Source organism: uncultured Ruegeria sp. (assembly GCF_947500045.1).
Lineage (GTDB): Bacteria > Pseudomonadota > Alphaproteobacteria > Rhodobacterales > Rhodobacteraceae > Ruegeria.
The window spans coordinates 1-20,195 of sequence record NZ_CANMQQ010000021.1 but is presented as its reverse complement, the minus strand read 5'-3'; the positions used below and the strand labels follow the sequence as shown (position 1 = coordinate 20,195).

Sequence of the window (20,195 nt, the reverse complement as noted above, 5' to 3'; positions counted from 1 at the left end):
CGCCGGGAAACGGGGACGACCGGCCTAATCCGCGAAATCAGCCGTTGATATAACGTGCGAGTGCCGCGCGGCTTCCATGCTGCCAGATCATGCTTAACCAAGAAGAAAACGCATCCGAAAACACTTGGTTTTGGCCGATATCACCGTAAAACTTTCCTTGTTCAATCCAAACGGCGGGATTGGCCTTGGCTGAGAGAGCCGCACGATGAAGCTCGGACCACAACGGGTCGTTATCCGAAATGACGCTTCCATCTTCGCGATGCCCTGCACACATCCGACACCAGAATGCCTCGGTGAGGGCCAATCCGTTTATGGAAGTTCCCGACTGCAGAGCATCACGCAGAGATGGCAGCAGAAAACCTGGATGGCGAGCGGATCCATCAAAGGCAACACGCCGCGTTGTGTCGTGAATGGTCGAATTCGCAAAGCGCCTTTCAACCAGATCCAGATATTCAACAGGCGTGGTCCCCGGCACCGTTTGGACATGAGGCAAGATATCCCGCGCTTGGACTTTCCTGAAGAAGGACAGAATATCAGAATCGTGCATACAGTCCGAGATCGTGGGGATGTTCAGAATCTCACCCACATTTGCCAATATCTGATGACCACCGTTCAATATCCGAAGCTTCATCGCCTCATAGGTGTGAACGTCCTGAGTCAGGGTCACTCCGACCATTTCCAAGGGCGGCCTTCCGTTGCAAAAACTATCTTCGATGACCCACTGGCGAAAATTCTCGTGTGAAACCGGGGCACAGTCTTCGACCCCAAGCGCGCGACATTGTTCGATCACATGTCCGGTCGTCGCGGGAACAATACAGTCCACCATGGAGTTCGGAAACGCGCCGTTCTCGAGGATCCACTCTGCCAAATCCGGATCGAGCAGGCGCGCCAACCCGACTATACAACTGCGCAGGATCGTCCCGTTTCCCTGAAGGTTATCGCAGCTGAGCGCGGTAAAGGGCGGCAGACCGTTTGCCCGTCGGTTCGCCAGAGCAGCGACGATAGCACCAAATACAGTGCGGGGTTGGTCCGGATTGTTCGCATCATGCCGGACATCCTTGTGCGAGATATCAAAGGCACCCGTTTTTGCATCCAGAAAATAGCCGCCTTCGGTGACGGTAAGTGAGACTATTCGAATTTCCGGGTCCGACATTTTTTGGATCAAGGGCGCATTGCCGGGTTCTACCGGCAAATAGTCAATCATCGGGCCCGTGACTTCGGCAGAAACCCTTGAAGGATCAAGTTCCACAAGTGTCGTCAAAAAATCCTGCCGAAGCAGCTTTTCGCGCATTTCGGCGTCATAACTCCGAACCCCGGCGCCGATGATTGCCCAATCGCGGGCTTGCCCCAGCTGCATCAAACGATGGATATACCAGGCTTGATGGGCCCGGTGAAAATTACCAAGACCGATGTGAACGATACCAGGTGTCAGGTCCTCGCGCCGGTACAGTGGTGTTTTGACATTCGAAGGCAACCGGCCAATTTGGTCGAGCCTCAGTTTCACCGGGGGGTTATCATGCGCCAATGGATCCATCAGCTCATCCAGTTTCCGCCATCAACATTATAGGTTTGTGCAACGATATATTTGGCTTCGTCCGTGGCCAGGAACACAGCCATGCCCGTCAGGTCCTCGGCGCGGGCCATTCTTCCGTAAGGAACCGCTGTCGAAACTTCGCGCTTTTTCTGCCCCAGGGGCTTGCGCTCGTACTTGGCAAAAAAAGCATCCACATCATCCCAGTGCTCGCCGTCGACAACACCCGGAGCGATGGCATTCACGTTGATACCATGTTCTATCAGATTCAGGCCGGCCGACTGTGTCAGCGAAATCACGGCGGCCTTGCTGGCACAATAAACGGTTACCAGCGGCTCGCCACGCCGACCGGCTTGTGAAGCCATGTTGATGATGTGGCCCTTGATACCTTTTTGGATCATGTGCCGTGCGACGGCTTGCAGGGTAAACAAGGTGCCAGCGACATTGATATCAAAGACACGCTGGTAGTCAGAGCGATCAATTTCAGTGATCGGCGCCGCGGTGAAAACGGCGGCGTTGTTGATCAGTATGTCGATAGGGCCGAAGTGTGAATCCGTTCGTGTAACTGCTTCGTCTATACTGTGTTGGCTGGTCACGTCCATCTCGACGGCCAATGCAGCGTCACCAATTTCAGCTGCTGCCCCTTGCGCACGAAGGCCGTCAATGTCGGCAATCACAACGCGCGCCCCTTCGGCAACATAAGCCTTGGCAAAGGCCAGCCCAATGCCGCGCGCAGCCCCCGTGATGAGAGCAGTTTTGTCGGCCAGTCGGCTCATTCGATCCGCAACCCTTTCGCGTCAAACCGGTGGATTACATCAGCGCGCGGTGTCAGATGGATGCGGTCTCCGTGACGGAATCCAACCTCGCCATCGGCACGGACAGTGATTGTCTCGGCGAGCCCGGTTTCCTGGACATGAAAGAACGTGTCCGAGCCAAGATGTTCAGAGACGCTGACGACCCCAGACCATTCGCCCTCGGTCTCAGACACTGCAAGGTGTTCCGGGCGAATTCCGATGGTGTGGGCATCGTATTTTTTTGCCTCGGCGCCTTCGATGAAGTTCATTTTGGGCGAGCCGATAAACCCTGCAACAAACAGGTTGCGCGGCGTGCGGTACAGTTCCAGAGGGCTTCCGACCTGCTCGATCACGCCAGCCTGAAGGACAACGATCTTGTCGGCCATAGTCATGGCTTCAACCTGATCATGAGTCACGTAGATCATCGTGGTCGCAAGACGTTCATGCAGTTCGCTGATCTCCAGCCGCATGCCGACGCGCAGGGCTGCATCGAGATTCGAGAGGGGTTCATCGAACAAGAACGCGGCGGGTTCACGCACAATCGCACGACCGATCGCAACCCTTTGACGCTGTCCGCCGGACAGTTGACCAGGACGTCGATCCAGATAATCGGCCAGGTTCAGTACACTTGCCGCACCCTCGACACGCTTGTCGATCTCGGCCTGCTCCAGTTTCGCCATGCGCAGAGGGAAGGCGATATTTTTGCGTACGGACATATGCGGATAAAGCGCATAGGATTGGAAGACCATTGCCAGCCCACGTTTGGCAGGTGGTACATCGGTGGCATCCGTCCCGTCGATCTCAATGTGGCCGGAGGTGATATCCTCTAACCCGGCGATCAGACGCAGCAGTGTGGATTTACCGCAGCCCGAGGGGCCGACGAAAACGGTGAACTCGCCATCCTCGATGGTCAGGTCCAATGGGGGAATGACCTGTACGTCGCCGAAGCTTTTGGTCACGGACTTGAGTTGAATACGTCCCATGTGTCGTGTTCCTTATTTCACAGCGCCGAAAGTGAGGCCGCGGACAAGTTGTTTCTGGCTGAACCAGCCAAGGATCAGAATTGGTGCAATCGCCATGGTCGAGGCCGCACTGAGTTTGGCAAAGAACAGGCCTTCAGGGCTGGAATAACTGGCGATGAAGGCAGTCAGTGGCGCTGCGTTGACGGCTGTCAGATTGAGGGTCCAGAACGCTTCGTTCCAGGCCAGGATAAAGTTCAACAGAACGGTCGACGCGATGCCAGGGATGGCCATAGGCGTCAGGACGTAGAGGATTTCCTCTTTCAACGTCGCCCCATCCATCCGAGCCGCTTCCAGGATTTCGCCGGGGATTTCGCGGAAGTATGTATACAGCATCCAGACAATGATCGGCAGGTTGATCAACATCAGCACAACCACAAGACCCGCACGGCTGTCCAATAGCCCTAATCGGATGAACAACAGGTAGATCGGATACAGCACACCCACTGCCGGCAGCATTTTGGTCGACAGCATCCACAGAAGGATATCTTTGGTGCGTTTCGACGGAACGAAGGCCATCGCCCATGCTGCGGGTACCGCGATGATCACGCCCAGTATGGTCGATCCCCCGGCCAAGATGACCGAGTTCCACAGAAACCGCATATAGTCAGAGCGCTCCTGCACGACGGCATAATTCTCTAGCGTCCAGTCGAAATTCAGGAACAACGGTGGGCTGGCAATCGCCTGTGCTTCGGTTTTGAAGCTGGTCAAGATTGTCCACAAGATCGGGAAAAAGATCAGCAGACCAATAACCCAGGCAATAGCGGTGTTAAACGATTTGCGTTGTGTCGTGACGGTGCGGCTCATGATTGTTTTCTCCTCACGCGTCCAGGTTTTTACCAACGATGCGCATCAGGAAGATCGCAACGATATTGGCAAGGATGATGGCGTAGACACCGCCTGCTGATCCAAGGCCTACATTCTGGCCTTCCAGTACGCGCTGGAAGATCAGGTAGGTCAGCGTGCGGGTACCGAATGCGCCGCCGGTGGTGACGAAAATCTCAGCGAAAATCGACAGCAGAAAGATCGTTTGAATCAGGATCACGATTGTGATGGCGCGGCCCAGATGCGGCAGGATGATATGGTAAAAGCGTTTCAGTGGTGGAGCGCCATCCATTTCGGCAGCTTCCAGTTGTTCACTGTCCAGCGATTGGATCGCGGTCAGCAGGATCAGTGTCGCAAAGGGCAGCCACTGCCAGGAAACGATCATCACGATCGACGTCATTGAGGCCTCAGACAGCCACGAAACAGGCTCGGCTCCGAAAAAGCGCCACAGATGCGCCAGCAAGCCGTTTATGGGGTCCATGAACATGTTCTTCCAGACCAGTGCGGAAACGGTCGGCATGACAAAGAATGGCGCGATAACCAATATACGGACAACGCCCTGTCCCCACATTGGCTGATCCAGAAGCATCGCAAGAAGGATACCCAGAACAACCGTGATCGCCAGAACACCGCCTACAATTACAAGCGTTGCCTGAACCGCAGGCCAGAACGAGCTTGAGGATACGAACCGGACGTAGTTGTCAAAGCCGACCCAGCCAAGATCACCGCCGCGCAGCGGCAGGTACTTCTTGAAGGAAAAGTAAAGTGTCATTGTCAGTGGCACGAGCATCCAGCCAAGTAGCAGGACCACAGCGGGTGCCATCATCAGGCGTGCTACGGATCGGGAATGTTGGGTAGCCATAACGCAAGACCTCTCTGTTCAGGCGTAGCTCAGCCTGCGAGAAAAACGCGGATTGTGGAAGGGTGAAGCGGGGGACAGACCTCTGCCCGCCCGCCGGGAAGGAGGCCTTAGTAGCCTGCGGCTTCCATTTCTTCTGCAGTGAAGGCTTGCGCTTTGGCAAGAGCTTCTTCTACTGTCTGCTGCCCGGCATATACTGCCGAGAACTCCTGGCTCACCTGCGTTGCGATACCTGCGAATTCCGGGATCGCTGCAAACTGAATACCAACGTAAGGCACTGGCTTTACAGTCGGATTGTTCGGATCAGCCGACAGGATAGATTCCAACGTCATCTTGGCGAACGGAACCTCCTGATAATTCGGATTCTCGTACAATGAGGTGCGCGCACCCGGTGGCACATTGGCCCAGCCTTCGTTTTCAGCTACCAGATCGATATAGTCTTTGGATGTAGCCCACTCGATGAACTGTTTGGCCGAGTCTGCCTGTTCCGTACCAGCCGGAATTGCCAGAGCCCACGCCCAGAGCCAATTCGAACGCTTGCCGAGCCCGGTATCTGGAGCAAGTGCAAAACCGACGCTATCCGCAACCGTCGAGTCGGTCGGGTTGGTCACGAAAGATGCCGCAACTGTTGCGTCGATCCACATGCCGCATTTGCCCTGTTGGAACAACGAAAGGTTCTCGTTGAAGCCATTGGTAGCGTATCCTGCGGGGCCGGACTCGTTCATCATGCCCACGTAGAAGTTCAGCGTGTCAGCCCACTCAGGCTGGTCGAACTGTGGCTTCCAGTCTTCATCAAACCAGCGCGCACCAAAGGAGTTGGACATCGCTGTGATGAAAGCACCACCCTCGCCCCATCCGGCCTTACCGCGTAGGCAGATGCCGTTGATGTCAGCATCGCGATCAGTCATCGCAGCTGCAGCTTCGCGGATGAACTCCCAAGTCGGAGCGTCCGGCATTTCCATGCCCGCTTTTTCCATCAGGTCGGTGCGATACATGATCATCGAGCTTTCACCGTAGAACGGAGCCGCGTACAGCGTTCCCTCATGGCTCAGGCCGCCTGACATTGCGGGCAGGATGTCACCTACGTCGTATTCGTCCGACAGGCCATCCAAAGGAACCAACCAACCGTTCGCACCCCAGATCGGCGTTTCGTACATGCCGATGGTCATGATGTCGAACTGACCTCCTTTGGTGGTGATGTCCGTGGTTACGCGCTGACGCAGCACGTTTTCTTCCAGTGTAACCCATTCGACCTCGATCCCGGTCGCTTCAGTGAAATTGTCGGTATAGCCCTGCATCCGGATCATGTCGCCGTTGTTTACGGTGGCGATCGTGATCGTTTGAGCATGAGCAGCTGCCGTTGCAACGAAAGTCAATGCAGTCGCCGCACGAAGTGCGTGTTTCAGATACATCCCTGTCCTCCCTGAGCTTGGATGTTGTGCAGAGAACGTAGAATATAAATTGTCGCGCCGTCAACTAAAACTTTACGCGCGTTAAAATTTAAGAACTATGCAGAATCCCTCAAGACGAGCCGCGCAGGGAAAAGCGTCTCGGTTCGTGAGTCGAGTTTCCCTCCATTTTCAATGAGTTCAAACAGTGCCTCGACGCTCCGACCGGCCACGTTGTCATAGTCATGCGCGGCCGTCGTCAGAGACGGGCACGTAAATTTCGCGAACGGATGATCGTCATTTGAGGCCACCCGCAGCATGCAATCTTCTTTCCGACCGACCCGAATCCCCTGCTCGTAACAGGCTGCAAGAAAGCCAATGGCAAGCCGGTCATTGCTGCACAAAACAGAATTCGTCCTCAATTCACGCTGTTCCAGAACTTTCAGCGCTCCCCTGTGCCCGATCTCTTCAAACGCCCATCCTTTGCCGTCGATCTTGATGACATGTGGCTCGAAGCCAAGACGCTCCATCACTTCAACATAAGCCTTCCTTCGCTTGTTGGCGTTCGGGTTCGCGGGGGTACGCATTTCAAAGAAAGATGGTGGTTCACCCGTCCGGGTCATGTATTCGACTGTTTGTGAAACAAAGCTGAAATTATCCGATCCGACAAACGCGGCACCCAGACCTTCAAGGTTGCTGTCAAACAGAATGGTCGGCACGTTGGCACAGAATTTCTCGATCGCTGATCGGTCTGAAATCCGTCCCAAAGGTGCCAACAGAACACCGGCGGGCTTCATGGATTGCAATCCGTCCAGTATTTCGTTTTCCAGATTTTGTTCGCCGTGCGAGCTAAAGAGCGATGGTCGATAGCCCGCCGCGATACAGCTTTGTTCCAAATAGCGTGCGATTTCGGCAAAGAACGGATCAGCCAGATACGGTACGACGATCCCGATATTCTTGGTCAGCTTCCGGTTCTGGTTCACTGCATAAATATTCGGACGATAGTCAAACCGTTCGAGCGCCTCTTCGATGCGGGCCCTTGTCGTTGGACGAACGCTGTCGGGATCGTGGAAGTATTTGGATACCGTGGGTCGCGAGATGCCGCTGAGGGCCGCGAACTCTTCCATGTTCTTAATTTTGGTCATGCCAGTCTGCCTGCGGATCTTAGCCGCTTTGATCTTATCATATCTTTACATATTCTTTGCGCGCGCTAAAAATCAATAGCCAGACAAATTCCAGGCTTTTGGGCAGGTAGGGGTTTTGAATGTATCTCGGGATCGATATCGGAACGTCAGCGGTCAAGCTTGTTTGTGCAGATACTGATCGAATCCTCGCGACGTCCTCGACAGGGATAAAGACATCTTCGCAGCAGCCCGGCTGGTCAGAGCAGCACCCGGATCTTTGGTGGCGGGCCACGCGCGAGGCATTGGAACAGCTTTCAGGAAAAATCGCGCTAGCGGATGTGAAGGCCATTGGGTTGTCCGGCCAAATGCATGGGGCGGTCTTGCTGGACCGTTCTCTGCGCCCGATTCGTCCGGCAATCCTGTGGAATGACAGCAGAGCGGCGCAGGAGTGCGATGAGCTGCGCGCGACCCAGCCGAGGATTGGTCAAATCGCGGGCGTTCTCCCATTGCCGGGCTTTACCGCGCCCAAGATTGCGTGGCTGAAACGTCATGAGCCGGAATCCTATGCCCAAATCGCCCATATTCTGTTGCCTAAGGATTACATCGGCTTATGCCTGCATGGTGAATTGGCAACCGACACGTCAGATGCCGCGGGGACAATGTGGCTCGATCAGACTACACGCAACTGGCATGTCGGAATTGCCGAGGCCACAGCTGTTTCGCCCGATTGGCTGCCGCAGGTTTTTGACGGCCACAATGTTGTTGGGACGGTAACAACACAAGCTTCGGCTGAAACTGGGCTAAAACTCGGTGTTCCCGTTGTGGCAGGAGGAGGAGATGCGGCAACAGGTGCTGTGTCTCTGGGCGCGACCGAACCGGGGCGCGGTTTTATCTCACTGGGGACATCTGGACAATTGTTCGCCGCGGATCGGAAGTACAGGCCCAATCCGGAGCGCTACGTACATGCGTATGCTCACACGCTACCTGGGCGCTGGTATCAAATGGCGGCGATGCTGAACGGCGCAAGGCCGATTTCATGGATTGGCGGCCAACTGGAGTTGTCCGCTGCCGAAGTTGTTGCGCTTGCCGAAACGGTCAGCGGTGATCGCGTGCCGACTTTTTTGCCCTATCTGACAGGCGAACGCAGCCCCCTCGGGGATCCGCATATCCGGGCATGTTTTTTTGGCCTTGAAGATGCAACCACGCGCGCCGAAATCTGCCGTTCAGTTGTTGAAGCCATCGCATTTTGTTTCGCGGACGCAGCTGACAGTTTTGGGTCCGCCGTTCATGAAGTGACCGAGCTGTCAGCAATTGGTGGCGGCAGCCGGTCCGATCTGCTGCTGGGATTGATCGCATCGGTGATCGGCAAATCCATCTCGCGGTCGGATGGGGCGGATGCTGGCCCCGCATTTGGTGCCGCGCGTTTGGCAGCCTGCGGTGATTGTGCTCTGAGCATCGGCGACCTTAGTGCCCAACCTGAGGTAACTGACAGGTTTGGCCCCACGCCCACGGGTGCTTTATCCGAAAGGCTTGATAGATTTCGCAAGCTATACACCGCAGTTAGAACAGTGCCTTAGGCATCAGTTGCAAGCAAATCGCTGGCCTTTTCCCCAATCATTATGGCTGGGGCGTTGGTATTGCCGCTGACAATTTCAGGCATGATCGAACAATCAGCAACTCGAAGGTTCGTGACACCTCTTACCCGTAAGGTTGGATCAACGACTGCGCTATCAGAGACACCCATCGCGCAAGTTCCTGTCGGGTGATAGATTGAGACGGTATTGGATCTCGCCCAGTTCAAAGTGCCCTCGTAGTCGTCACGGGAAAGGTTCGATGGTGGTCGAAACTCTTCTGAAATCTTGGAGGCCAAAGGATTATGCCGCGCAATGTCGCGTGCGATATTCACGCCGCTGACGATGGTTCTGCAATCCGTTTCAGTCGACAGGTAATTTGGGATGATCTTAACATACTTGTTTGGATCCGGACCGTTCAGACGCAATTCTCCCCGGCTTTCAGGTCTAAGCTGACAGACGGACATGGTGAAGGCGGAAAACGGATGAACGCCCTCCCCCGGGCTATCCGCAGACCAGGGTTGAACATGGAATTGAATGTCGGGTGTCTGAACCTCTGGCCGGGTTTTCAAGAACCCGGTCGCCAAGCTAGCCGCCATAGTCATCGGGCCCGCTCGGAAAAGCGCGTACTTAAGCGCGATACGAGCCTGATTGTACAAGCTTCGCACCTCATCATTCAGGGTCGGCTCGTTGCATTTGAATACAAGACGTGCCTGTAGATGATCCTGCAATCCTTTTCCAACACCCGGCAGGGCATGAACGGGTTCGATTCCATTCGCTTTTAAATGATCCGGATCGCCAATACCGGATAGCATAAGGATCTGAGGGGAGTTAATGGCCCCCCCAGACAGGATAATCTCGCGCCGTACTTTGAGGGATTTCACGTCACCGGATCGATCACGATACAAAAGCCCGATTGCTTTTTTTCCGTCGAATTCGATCCGTGTTACCAGCGCGTTGGTGATGATGTTCAGGTTTTGCCGGTCGCGAATTGGTTTGAGATAGGCAACCGCAGCGCTACACCGCCGTCCGTTGCGTGTTGTTAGCTGGAAATATCCAATGCCTTCTTGATCGGCCCCGTTGTAGTCGGGATTGAAAGGATATCCGGCAGCTTGTGCCGCTGAAACCCAGGCGTCACAAATCGGACGCTGAATACGCATGTTGGAGACAGAGAGCGGTCCGCCAACACCATGAAATTCGTCCTCGCCCCGCTCCTGATCCTCGCTGCGTTTGAAGAGGGGCAAAACATCATCCCAGCCCCAGCCGACATTTCCCATTTGCCGCCAGCGATCATAGTCCTCTTTCTGACCGCGCACGTATAGAAGACCGTTCAATGACGATGATCCGCCAAGAACCTTTCCGCGGGGCCAGTCGATTGAACGTCCGTTCAAACCAGGGTCGGGCTCAGTACGATAACACCAGTCCACCGATGGATTGTGCATCGTCTTGAAATACCCGACCGGAATGTGAATCCACGGATTAGTGTCGCGCCCTCCGGCTTCCAGCAGAGCAACCTTGGTGTTGGAATCAGCGCTCAGGCGATTGGCAATGACGCAGCCCGAAGACCCAGCTCCGACAACTGCATAATCTACCTCCATAATAGCCTCCTACCAACGTTGTTGAAAAAAACTCTATGCAAGTTGATCGAACTATACTAGCATTTTTTGATACAAAACGTCTCATTTTTGCGAACAGGGAGATAAGCAATGGAGATCGGAAAGAAACTAAACGGTATTTCACGGCGGGATTTTTTCCGCGTAGCAGGGCGCTACGGCATGAGCTCGACGCTGCTGGCAGCGGGTGGATTTGGTGGGGCGATGAGCCTGGCCAATCTGGCACAAGCCGCAGAATCTACGTATGAAAAACGATTCTCGAAGGAACCAAAGCACACGCTGAAATTTGGCGCATCGGGCTTTAACACGCGCAACTTGTTGATCGAACGAGCGGGTGCGATTGAATTCGCCCGCGACCTTGAAGAACGCACAGATGGTGAGATTCGCATCGAATTCATCGGCGACAACCAGATCTGCGGACAACTAAGCTGTGTTGAGAAGACTCAACAGGGAATCGTCGACATTTATGCGGCCTCGACCCAAAATTCGGCGGGTGGCGCGCCCTATCTGAACGTGCTGGACTATGCGTATATGTTCCCCAGCCGCGCGGCGCAGTATCACTTCTTCTATAGCCCCGCGAGCCAGCGCATCCTACGAGAACCGCTGGAGAAACGGCATGGACTGAAATTCTTGTTCACCCATTGCGAACTGCGCGGCCTGCAGATGGGTTCGACCTTCTCGGATAAGCCGACTGTCACTAAACTGGAAGAGCTGTTCGGCACCAAAAACCGCGTAACGGGGACACAGCTTGGCCGTATCGCAATGCAGCTTCTTAACCTGAACCCGGTTCCGGTTGCCTGGGAAGAGACACTGGACGCACTAAAGACAGGACTGATTGACGGTGCCGAAACTTGGGCGTCAGCTGTGGCATACGCCAACATGGCCCCAGTGGTTTCACAGTCAGTGAACCTCAAATTCTTCTGTGGTACCGAACATACGTCGATGTCGGCCAAAGTTTTCGACAGTCTGAGCGGCGACTTGCAGGACGCAGTTATGGAATCGTCCTATTTCACGCAGGCGCTTATTCAAGGTGCCAACGAGGCCGCGTTGCTAAACACAGTTGGTTTCTCGGAGCCGCAGCTGCCAAATACCATCTTTGCCGAAAACGGTGTTCGCGCCGCATTCCTGGCGGACGACCAGATCAAACTGGCCGAAGAAATGTGCGCCCCGAATTACAACCCCGAGCCATGGGCACAGTGGCGTGAACGACTGAACAAATGGGCTGGTGGCATCGACACTTATCAGGAGATCTACGACATTGCGCGTGAGATTCCTGCGGATACCCTGCCCGAAAACGTCGAACCCCGCCGCTGGTGGAAGGGCGAGGCCTGATCCAAATATTCGAACCGGCCCCACACGGGCCGGTTCCCATACACACCGACTGGGAGGACGGGGTTCATGTCGTTTTGGGCAGATATCGGCGCAATTTTCAGCGCATTTCTCAGCCGGGATTCCTTTGAGATTCAATCCGCACTGGAATCCGATGCCACTTGGTTTGTTGGTACGGTTGTTGCCGCACTGGGCGGTTTTCTTGTCATGTTGATTTATCGCAAAGTACCAATCATCGAGCGGCACTTTGAGCGCTCGGTCATGGTTTATTCTTATCTGGCCATCGCGTTGATTATTTTCTGGGGGGTGATCGACCGATTTGTTTTCAATGATCAAGAACCCTGGTCGACCACCATTCCTCCGCTTTTGTTCATGGTGATGGCTTGGTTCGGAGCGTCATACAACGTGCGGCTTCGGACGCATCTGAGTTTCAGTGAATTCCGCACTTCAATGCCACGCGGTGGGCAGCTTGCCTGTCTTTGGCTTGACGCGGTGCTGTGGTTCATCTTTGCCGTCATCGTAATCGTTACAACCTCGCGGTTGGTTGCCTTGTCTGCGTCCAATTTTCAGATCGTGCTTGGTACGGACAACATCATGCAATGGTGGTTCCTACTGGCCGCGCCATTGTCGTTCTTTCTGATGGTTGGGCGCGTGTTCCAGAATCTTGCGGACGACATGCATAACTGGAAGACCGGAGAACCGCTGATCAAACAGGCCGTTATAGGAGCAGACTGATGACAGACGGAACTTTGGTTACATTAATTTCGCTGGGTGTGACGTTCTTGTTCATGCTGGGCGTGCCGGTGCTGCTGGTCATCGGATACTGGGTCATCGGCTGCTCTTTCGTTTTGGGCCTAACGCTCGACAATATGGGCGCGGAACTGCTGAATGTGTTCAACAAGGGTTTCGCCTTGCTTGCAATGCCATTGTTCATTCTCACCGGAGACCTGATCAATAAATCGGGTATCGCGCGGCGGCTCAGCGATTTCGCCTATGCCTGTTTGGGCTGGATACGCGGTGGCCTGGCAATGGCATCGCTGGGGGCCTGTGGATTGTTTGCAGCAATCTCGGGATCAAATTCGGCAACAACCGCGACCATTGGGTCGATGTTGCACCCTGAAATGGTCAAGGGCGGCTATGATGAGCGTTTCAGCGCAGCAACTGCCGCGGCAGGCGGTACAGTTGGCATCATCATCCCGCCATCGATCATATTCATTGTCTACGGCTTTCTAATGAATCTTCCAATTTCCGAGCTGTTCGTCGCTGGTATTCTTCCGGGCGCGTTGATGGTCATCGGCATGCAGTTCGCCTGCTGGATTATCTGCAGGGCGAATGGCTGGGGCTATCTGATCCCTTTACAACTAAATCGGATTCTAAAGACCGCGTTTGGAGCGTGGTTGGGATTTTTTGCCATCGGTCTGGTTCTTTGGGGCATCTACACGGGCAAGTTCTCTCCCACCGAAGCGGCGGGCGTAACGGTTGGATTCTGTGTGATCGCCGGACTAGTCAGTTATCCGATCAACCGTATTATGGGCGCTCGGAATGACATCCCGCCGACGGAAAAAAGTTTCGCCGAGATGTTTGTGGTCGAGGGGTTCACAATCCCCGAAATACCCTCGATCGTGATCCGGTCAGCTCAGATCACAGGGATCCTTGCGCCTCTGATCGCGATTTCGGTCGTGATGCAGCAAATCCTGTCTTTGCTGGGCGCCCAGCAGACAATTGGCGACTTCGTGACCTCGATGGGCGGATATTATGCGGTGTTGTTTACATCCATGGTGATCGTCTTCTTCTCGGGCATGGTACTGGAAAGCCTGCCGGTGACGATTATCCTTGCGCCAATTCTCGCCCCTATCGCTGCATCGGTTGGCGTCGATCCAATCCATTTTTCGGTGATCTTCCTTGTCGGGGCTTCAATTGGCTTTATCACGCCGCCCTACGGTTTGAATCTATATGTTGCATCTGGTGTTACCGGTGTGCCGTATTTCAGATTGCTGCGCTATACAGTGCCGTATCTGGCCGCGCTGCTGTCGGTGTGGATTTTAGTGTCTTTGGTACCTGATCTGGCCTTGATCCTGCTGCCAAATAACTAGACTGTACCGGAATGGCTCAAACGGATGCACAAAACAAAGACGCCCAAATACCGACTAACCTGCGCCTGCTGCTGATTTTGGAAGAGGTCGCACGGCGCGGAGTTGCTGTTAAACCGTCCGACCTGATCGACACTCTGGGTCTTGCAAAACCCACGATCCACCGTCTGCTGCAGACGGCCGAGGCTGAGGGGTTTTTGCAGCGAGACTTAGATGGCAGGTCATTTGGCCCCGGTCCGCGACTGCGTCGGTTATCAGTGTATACGATGTCATCCGAGCATCTACGCACGGCCCGCCTTGCGATTTTGCGCGACGTTGCGGATGAAATTGGTGAAACCTGCAATCTGGCCGTGCCAGACCGCGAGGGGATGATCTATCTCGACCGGGTTGAAACCAAATGGCCGCTGCGCATCCAATTGCCCATCGGAACGCAGGTGCCGTTTCATTGCACTGCCAGCGGAAAGATGTACTTGTCTACACTGCGACCAAACAAATTGAATGGATACCTCTCCGCTCGTAAGCTGCACGCACATACCGAGCAGACTTTGATCGACCACACCGCGTTGCGTGACGAAATCAAACGAATTTCCCGCGAAGGGTATTCAAAGGACAATGAAGAATTCATGGCCGGGATGGCGGCGGTTGCGGTCCCGGTTGTTGATGATCAGAGCAGATTGGTCGCGACCCTCTCGGTCCATGCGCCAACGCAAAGACACGATTTGACCGGGTTGCTTGCTTTCTTGCCGGTCCTGAGGGTCGGGGCAAGTAGGTTATCAAAGCTGCTATTGTCCTAATCTGCATTCAAATTTCATCACTAAGCTGATCGCGACTGACTGAACCAAGTAGTTTTGAATCGTCGCCAAATGGACAAGGCGACGTTTTTGAGTGGCGCCGAGCAACAGGAAAGTTTGCTCCACTAGTGCGGCATTCGCGTTTGTAAACAAACAGAGGACGGTATGTATGTCCCGACCTCAGCTTGGCTGCTATCTCGAGCGAAAAATATCGATGAATAACAGCTTCCGAGACTTTCCGGCATTCGGCGGTGTCCAGTGGATATTGAACGGCTGGTATGCCACCGATTAACGACACAAAAGGTATACTTAGTAGATAGCGGGGATCACATCTTCGCTGAACGGCGGATCAATAGCCATTCCCTCCTGAGTTTTGAATGAAAGGGTTATTGGTCCGGGGGGGTCTAGAAAATCTGCCTTCAGAGGTTCAGATGGCATAAGCGCATTCTCCAACAGGCTCAAAAGAACAAGAGACCTCATTGACGAAGGCAGAGCTGCACTTGTCAACGCTGCATAGCTTCGCCGATGATAGCGATTATTGCTTCACTAATAAGAACGGACGATATTGCCATGCCTCATTCAGAGCAAAAGAAACTTGTCTCGGAATTCGTCGAGCGTTGGAATCATGTTGGGATCAAGTCTACGGGCGCATTCCGCGTCAACTACGAGGGTGTTCTTTATAATGTTGATGGAAGCTCTGATGACCCCAGGATCAACGGCCAACATTGGAAAGAGCTACTCCAATCTCGTGGCATCAACGCACCTTGTTATGTGACTAACGATGCGCCTCCGGGAAATACCCATCCTGAATTCGGGGTTGGCGGGCACATGACGCCCAACGAAGACGGTCAGGTTGAGATTGGCGCAGATAGCTATCTCATGCCCCTTTGTCATTGGCACAATCACAAAAATCGAGATGGTGTAGCTTTTGAGCATTCCGAGACGTCAATGCTGCGCCTAACCGGTTTCATGCAAAGCGAGATTGCCGCAACCTTTCGCGCGCGCCTTCCCAGTCTCGAGCGTCACTCCATCGTTTTCCTCAGAGATGACTCGTGGAGATCTGCTGATCTCTCAGAAGAGCAAGCCAACGCAGCAATTGAAGGCTGCCTTTCCAATGATGTTCTAGAGTGCCATCTTAAGGACTATGTATTACTTGAACGCATTGATCAGGCGGAGGATGCTGACTACGTGATCAAGAAGGCTGTTTTGTCTCAGTAGGTTAAGTAGCCATACTATTCTGTTTCCTCGAAGCCTCATGACCGATCCAATTGCTCAACATCTGTCCAAATAAGGAATGTCGTCAACCGTCGCCAAGCTTGCTTCTGTCTTCGCGAACCACCCGGACCTGAGAGGTCGTGGATATCTGAAGCCTGCGTTTCAAGCAGATATCAGTGTCTTTGATCGGATCAACATAGCAAACAACACAATCGCCAAATCACCGCGACGCCATGCATCGCTTATGCTCTAGTTAACGGACGGGTGCCCATGCAAAGCGGATGTGGCATCAATGTCAACGAATGACGCGCGTTCTGTGAACGACCAACGGCAACAAGCTGTAATCGCCGATTGGTAGAAGGCTGTGCCGAGACAGCGAACCTAGTGTGGCATGACATGTGCCTGCCCTGCCTCGCTTTCGAAATAGGTGCGTAGTTCATTTGCCAGACGGCTGACGATACGCCGTGGATTGGTTTTGTCATATCCCAACGACAACGTCAGAGACGGCAATACATCGGCAATGGGTCGCGCGCACAGGCGGTGGCCAGAATAGCTGATGTCAGTCGCTGGAAACATGTTCAGCACCGCAACTCCGTGGCCAACGCCGACCATCGAACGCACCATCTCGGTGGAATTGGCATAAGCGATGCGTTTTGGTGTTTGACCGGCGTGCTCGAACAATTTTTTGTAGTAGTCGCTGGCAACGGGGCGATTTAAAACCACCAGGTTCTGCTCGGCCAGATCCTGTAGTGTTACCGCGCTTTGCCGAGCCAGCGCGTGATTTTCAGGCATCAGGCAATAGGCCGGCGCTTCGATCAGCATATCATAATCGACCTGAGGCAACGCGCCATCTGACACAAATAAAATAGCGTCGTATTCACCGGCCAAGAGACCTTCTTGGGCCTGAACATTGTCGCATTCCTCAAGGCTGAACATTACGTCGAACTCTGGACCGGTCAGAGAAATCAAAACATCAGGTAAGAATGCGGGTGCAATCGGTGCATAATATCCGATCTTCAGCTCACCTCGATAGGCCTGCTTAAGCTCTGCGCCTTCGGCTAGCAGGGCCTCGAAATCGTCCAGCAGGCAGGCGAACTTGCGTTCGATCACCTTGCCGGATGCCGTGGCGAAAATGCCCCTTGATCGGAACCGATTGACCAGTTTGAGCTGAAAATGGGCCTCAACCTGATCTATCGCGGCCGAAACCGCAGACGCGGCAATATTCAGTTCGTCCGCCGCCTGGGCGATGCTGCCATGGGCCAACGCGGTGTTGAAGTACCGCATCGACTTGAGCGAAATCGTCATGATATGCCTGTGTTTTTGCCGCAGCGGTCGATCATTTCGATCGAATGTGTCGCCTTACTCATCACCTGTCAATCTTTCGCCCTAGGGGCCTGTTACATCTGCGTCTCGGGAAGAGTCACAGTCAAACCATCAAGATCTTCTGTCACTTTGATCTGGCATGTAAGCCGTGAAAGTTCAGGGTTCGGATCAAGCGCGAACTCCAGCATATCTTGCTCGGTCTGTTCGACCGAGGGTACCTTTCCCACCCAATCTGGATGAACATAGACGTGACAGGTTGCGCAGGCACAGGCACCTCCGCATTCTGCATCAATCCCATCTATGTTGTTGTCACGCGCAGCTTCCATCACCGAGCGCCCCGCCTTTATGCTGACGGCAGTGTCGTTGCCGTCGCTGTCCACAAAAACAATTTTCACCATGCAGGTTTATCCTAATTCATCCGTATTTTCAGATTTCCCACAGGATCGCCGCCATCATTCGGATTCAGCGCGTGTGACGTCCGATCATTTGTATGGCGATCCTGCCTGTTTTCGACGCAGCTAAGGCGTCGATTGCGCCAAACCAGCGGCATAGCGCGTCACCACGCCCCGCAGACTGCGCGTAGTGGAGCCCACATCAGCCTTTGTCTGCTGTGCTCAAGGCATCGTGCAAAATGGCTTCGTCCATCTCGACTATATTGGCCTTTGCAGGAAACCCACCGTTTTGTACGTCGGCAATGTACTCTTGATAGGCTGCAACACGTTCCGCTTGAAGGCGATCTCGCTCCGCGGCGAAGTTGCGATATGCTTTGGCATGGCGCGGGAAATGCCCACGGTTTTCACCCAGAAGATCGGCAGAAAACAGATACTGAACATCACAATCGCCACCTGATCCCAGCGAAATCGTCAACATCGAAGTCCGCTGTGTAATCGCGGTAGCCAGCGGCGCGGGGATCACTTCCATTTCGACCGCATAGGCGCCCGCGTTCTCAAAGTCCCGGACCTGTTGCAACACCGTGACCGCCTGCGCCTTGGATTTGCCCACGGCCCTGAAACCACCCGTCCAGGTGGCCTTGGGCGGGACAAGCCCGACATGGCAGATCACGGGCACACCTTCTCGGGCAAGCACTTCGATCACGTGCGGGCTGAGGCCACAATAGATGGACTGTGCACCAGCCTGCATCGCCGCCATCGCCGCGCGCAGGGCCTCGGTTGCATCAGCGTGAGTCCCCCAAGGAAGACCGTACTGAAAATGCGTTTCGGGAACCGCTCGGGCAAAACCAGCCCGCTCGGGCACAAAGGCTGTACCAATCATGTCGACCCCGGCCTGAGAGGCGGCGATCGCCTCTTCTTCGCGCGCGACCTGAACGAATGTGATCTTGCGTCCACCTTTGAGGGCCTGGAGATCCAGGATAGTCAATGCCTTATTCATTTGCCCATGATCCTCTTGCGACGTTCCTGCATCTTTTCGTTCGCTTCGACAGTTCCGTCGTGAAATGAACCGAACCACTTGTCCCACGGGATCTCCAAGCTGCCATAGTTACATTCAAAATACCGGTGGTGCATCTGGTGATGGAATGTACCAAGGGCAAGGCGGTTCTTGTCATTGACGAGAAGCCCCTGAAAACCGGTGTGCGTGGTAATCGCAGTCAGGAAGTAATATTGCAGATGGAAGATGATGTGCAGCGGATGCGCACCGATGATCAGATGAACAAAGACCGATCCCAAAAAGATCATCTGCTCAATCGGGTGCTGCGACATGCCAGACCAAGGGCCTACATTGATGTTGCGATGGTGCAGGTAATGCACGTGTTTATACAGGAACGGGATGTGGATCACCCGGTGGATGATATAGAAATAGAAGCTTTCCCAAACCGGGATCAGGAAGAATATCGCCACAAACCAGATCGGATGCGCTTCAAACGTGATCAGACTCATGTACCCGTTCGCCAGCGCCCAAAACAGAAATGCCTCATAGACGGTCCAGATGATCACACCTGTGCCGAGGGTCCAGAACATGTTATCGCGCACCTGACCACCCAAGGTGAATTGCCTGCCATTCACCATCAACGGGCGGGGGTCGTATTTCAGTTCCTTGCCCTGGGCTGAATAGGTATAAAACCACAGGTGCAACGAACCCGCGATCAACAAAGTCAGCAGGAAGTTTTGCACATAGATTTGCGCGATCCAGCCAAACTCGAATGTTTCGGTATCTTCCAGGGACGGCTTAAGCCACAGGTAGCAGGCGATGGAGATGCCAACGATGATCAGCCGTTCGGTTATCAGAAACCACGAGCTCCAGACCCATTTGAGTACGTCAAGTGGCCTAATCGGCCAGACGAACAAGGGGGACACTTTCAGGGGAATGTCAGGAAGATGGTTCCACCCTTTGAGTCGTTCTTCTGGCATTGGCTCCTCCTTGGCTTCTGTGTACCCATCAGTCGCACACTGCCATTCCCTCAACAAACAGAATTAATAGACGAATAACATCTGTAAATCAGATTTAGTAAGCTGGATGCCCGCGCCATGTTCCACATGCCCGGCCCTGGCGCATTGAAACAGGCATGCTACTAAAAAAAACCGGCCCCTGGGTTGAGTTTGGGGCCGATTGTTTTGTGTGTTTTGGGCTGGGATTGCTGATCTGGATCAGCTGCGTCCTTTCCAGGGGACCAGCCAGTTTTCGGCCTTACGCATGAGGATGTCGATGCCATAGCCGATGACGCCGATCATCACGATCCCCATGATCACGATATCCGTCAGTTGGAA

18 protein-coding genes are annotated in these 20,195 nt (G+C 54.1%); 6 read left to right on the top strand and 12 right to left on the bottom strand.

Translation table 11 applies throughout. The features are described from left to right. Positions 1 to 37 precede the first annotated feature (37 nt). The 7 genes from Q1B46_RS21705 to Q1B46_RS21675 form a co-directional block, all read right to left on the bottom strand. Positions 38 to 1,534 (bottom strand): mannitol dehydrogenase family protein, encoded by a 1,497-nt coding sequence (locus tag Q1B46_RS21705; protein WP_299951922.1) that lies wholly within the window; start codon positions 1,532 to 1,534, stop codon positions 38 to 40. Beyond that, positions 1,534 to 2,307: an L-iditol 2-dehydrogenase gene (locus tag Q1B46_RS21700; protein ID WP_299951920.1), complete on the bottom strand. Its 774-nt coding sequence runs from the start codon at positions 2,305 to 2,307 to the stop codon at positions 1,534 to 1,536. The genes Q1B46_RS21705 and Q1B46_RS21700 overlap by 1 nt, the downstream gene beginning before the upstream one ends. Beyond that, positions 2,304 to 3,308 carry an ABC transporter ATP-binding protein gene (locus tag Q1B46_RS21695; protein ID WP_299951918.1) on the bottom strand — a complete coding sequence of 335 codons (1,005 nt, stop codon included), beginning with the start codon at positions 3,306 to 3,308 and terminating at the stop codon, positions 2,304 to 2,306. Before Q1B46_RS21695 ends, Q1B46_RS21700 begins: the two co-directional genes overlap by 4 nt. A gap of 12 nt (positions 3,309 to 3,320) precedes the next feature. Then, positions 3,321 to 4,151 (bottom strand): carbohydrate ABC transporter permease, encoded by an 831-nt coding sequence (locus Q1B46_RS21690; protein ID WP_299669795.1) that lies wholly within the window; start codon positions 4,149 to 4,151, stop codon positions 3,321 to 3,323. A gap of 13 nt (positions 4,152 to 4,164) precedes the next feature. Next, positions 4,165 to 5,031, bottom strand: a complete 867-nt coding sequence (locus tag Q1B46_RS21685) for a sugar ABC transporter permease (RefSeq protein WP_299951915.1) — start codon at positions 5,029 to 5,031, stop codon at positions 4,165 to 4,167. A gap of 107 nt (positions 5,032 to 5,138) precedes the next feature. Further along, on the bottom strand, positions 5,139 to 6,440 hold the full coding sequence (locus Q1B46_RS21680) for a sugar ABC transporter substrate-binding protein (RefSeq protein ID WP_299951913.1): 1,302 nt from the start codon (positions 6,438 to 6,440) through the stop codon (positions 5,139 to 5,141). A gap of 95 nt (positions 6,441 to 6,535) precedes the next feature. Further along, on the bottom strand, positions 6,536 to 7,561 hold the full coding sequence (locus Q1B46_RS21675) for a LacI family DNA-binding transcriptional regulator (RefSeq protein WP_299951911.1): 1,026 nt from the start codon (positions 7,559 to 7,561) through the stop codon (positions 6,536 to 6,538). 119 nt (positions 7,562 to 7,680) lie between these two features. Here Q1B46_RS21675 and xylB point away from each other — a divergent pair, with 119 nt between their 5' ends. Beyond that, the gene (gene xylB / locus Q1B46_RS21670) at positions 7,681 to 9,117 is read left to right on the top strand and encodes a xylulokinase (RefSeq protein WP_299951909.1); all 1,437 of its coding nucleotides are present in this window, start codon (positions 7,681 to 7,683) and stop codon (positions 9,115 to 9,117) included. On the opposite strand, the gene Q1B46_RS21665 is transcribed toward xylB, so the two are convergent. Continuing rightward, a complete protein-coding gene (locus Q1B46_RS21665; protein ID WP_299951907.1) occupies positions 9,114 to 10,709 on the bottom strand; it encodes a GMC family oxidoreductase N-terminal domain-containing protein in 1,596 nt (531 codons plus the stop codon). The two genes, xylB and Q1B46_RS21665, sit on opposite strands and share 4 nt — an antisense overlap. 108 nt (positions 10,710 to 10,817) lie before the next feature. On the opposite strand from Q1B46_RS21665, the gene Q1B46_RS21660 reads away from it, so the two are divergent. The 5 genes from Q1B46_RS21660 to Q1B46_RS21640 all read left to right on the top strand — a co-directional run bounded on the left by Q1B46_RS21660 (position 10,818) and on the right by Q1B46_RS21640 (position 16,152). Beyond that, positions 10,818 to 12,056, top strand: a complete 1,239-nt coding sequence (locus Q1B46_RS21660; protein ID WP_299951905.1) for a TRAP transporter substrate-binding protein — start codon at positions 10,818 to 10,820, stop codon at positions 12,054 to 12,056. Positions 12,057 to 12,122: 66 nt separating this feature from the next. Then, entirely contained in the window at positions 12,123 to 12,788 is a 666-nt protein-coding gene (locus Q1B46_RS21655) for a TRAP transporter small permease subunit (RefSeq protein WP_299669809.1), read from the top strand. Then, complete coding sequence (locus Q1B46_RS21650) at positions 12,788 to 14,146, top strand: TRAP transporter large permease (protein ID WP_299669811.1); 1,359 nt, start codon at positions 12,788 to 12,790, stop codon at positions 14,144 to 14,146. Before Q1B46_RS21655 ends, Q1B46_RS21650 begins: the two co-directional genes overlap by 1 nt. An 11-nt stretch (positions 14,147 to 14,157) precedes the next feature. After that, positions 14,158 to 14,937, top strand: a complete 780-nt coding sequence (locus tag Q1B46_RS21645) for an IclR family transcriptional regulator (protein ID WP_299951902.1) — start codon at positions 14,158 to 14,160, stop codon at positions 14,935 to 14,937. A 522-nt stretch (positions 14,938 to 15,459) separates the two neighbouring features. Next, entirely contained in the window at positions 15,460 to 16,152 is a 693-nt protein-coding gene (locus Q1B46_RS21640; protein WP_299951900.1) for a hypothetical protein, read from the top strand. A 378-nt stretch (positions 16,153 to 16,530) separates the two neighbouring features. Here the strand turns inward: Q1B46_RS21640 and Q1B46_RS21635 are convergent, their stop codons facing one another. From Q1B46_RS21635 to Q1B46_RS21620, 4 genes are all read right to left on the bottom strand, one after another. Further along, positions 16,531 to 17,454 carry a LysR family transcriptional regulator gene (locus tag Q1B46_RS21635; protein ID WP_299951899.1) on the bottom strand — a complete coding sequence of 308 codons (924 nt, stop codon included), beginning with the start codon at positions 17,452 to 17,454 and terminating at the stop codon, positions 16,531 to 16,533. Between the two features lie 92 nt (positions 17,455 to 17,546). Continuing rightward, the gene (locus tag Q1B46_RS21630; protein ID WP_299951897.1) at positions 17,547 to 17,870 is read right to left on the bottom strand and encodes a 2Fe-2S iron-sulfur cluster-binding protein; all 324 of its coding nucleotides are present in this window, start codon (positions 17,868 to 17,870) and stop codon (positions 17,547 to 17,549) included. 196 nt (positions 17,871 to 18,066) lie between these two features. Then, positions 18,067 to 18,861 carry a 3-methyl-2-oxobutanoate hydroxymethyltransferase gene (locus Q1B46_RS21625; protein ID WP_299951895.1) on the bottom strand — a complete coding sequence of 265 codons (795 nt, stop codon included), beginning with the start codon at positions 18,859 to 18,861 and terminating at the stop codon, positions 18,067 to 18,069. Then, positions 18,858 to 19,838: a sterol desaturase family protein gene (locus Q1B46_RS21620; protein WP_299951893.1), complete on the bottom strand. Its 981-nt coding sequence runs from the start codon at positions 19,836 to 19,838 to the stop codon at positions 18,858 to 18,860. Before Q1B46_RS21620 ends, Q1B46_RS21625 begins: the two co-directional genes overlap by 4 nt. Between the last annotated feature and the right edge of the window lie 357 nt (positions 19,839 to 20,195).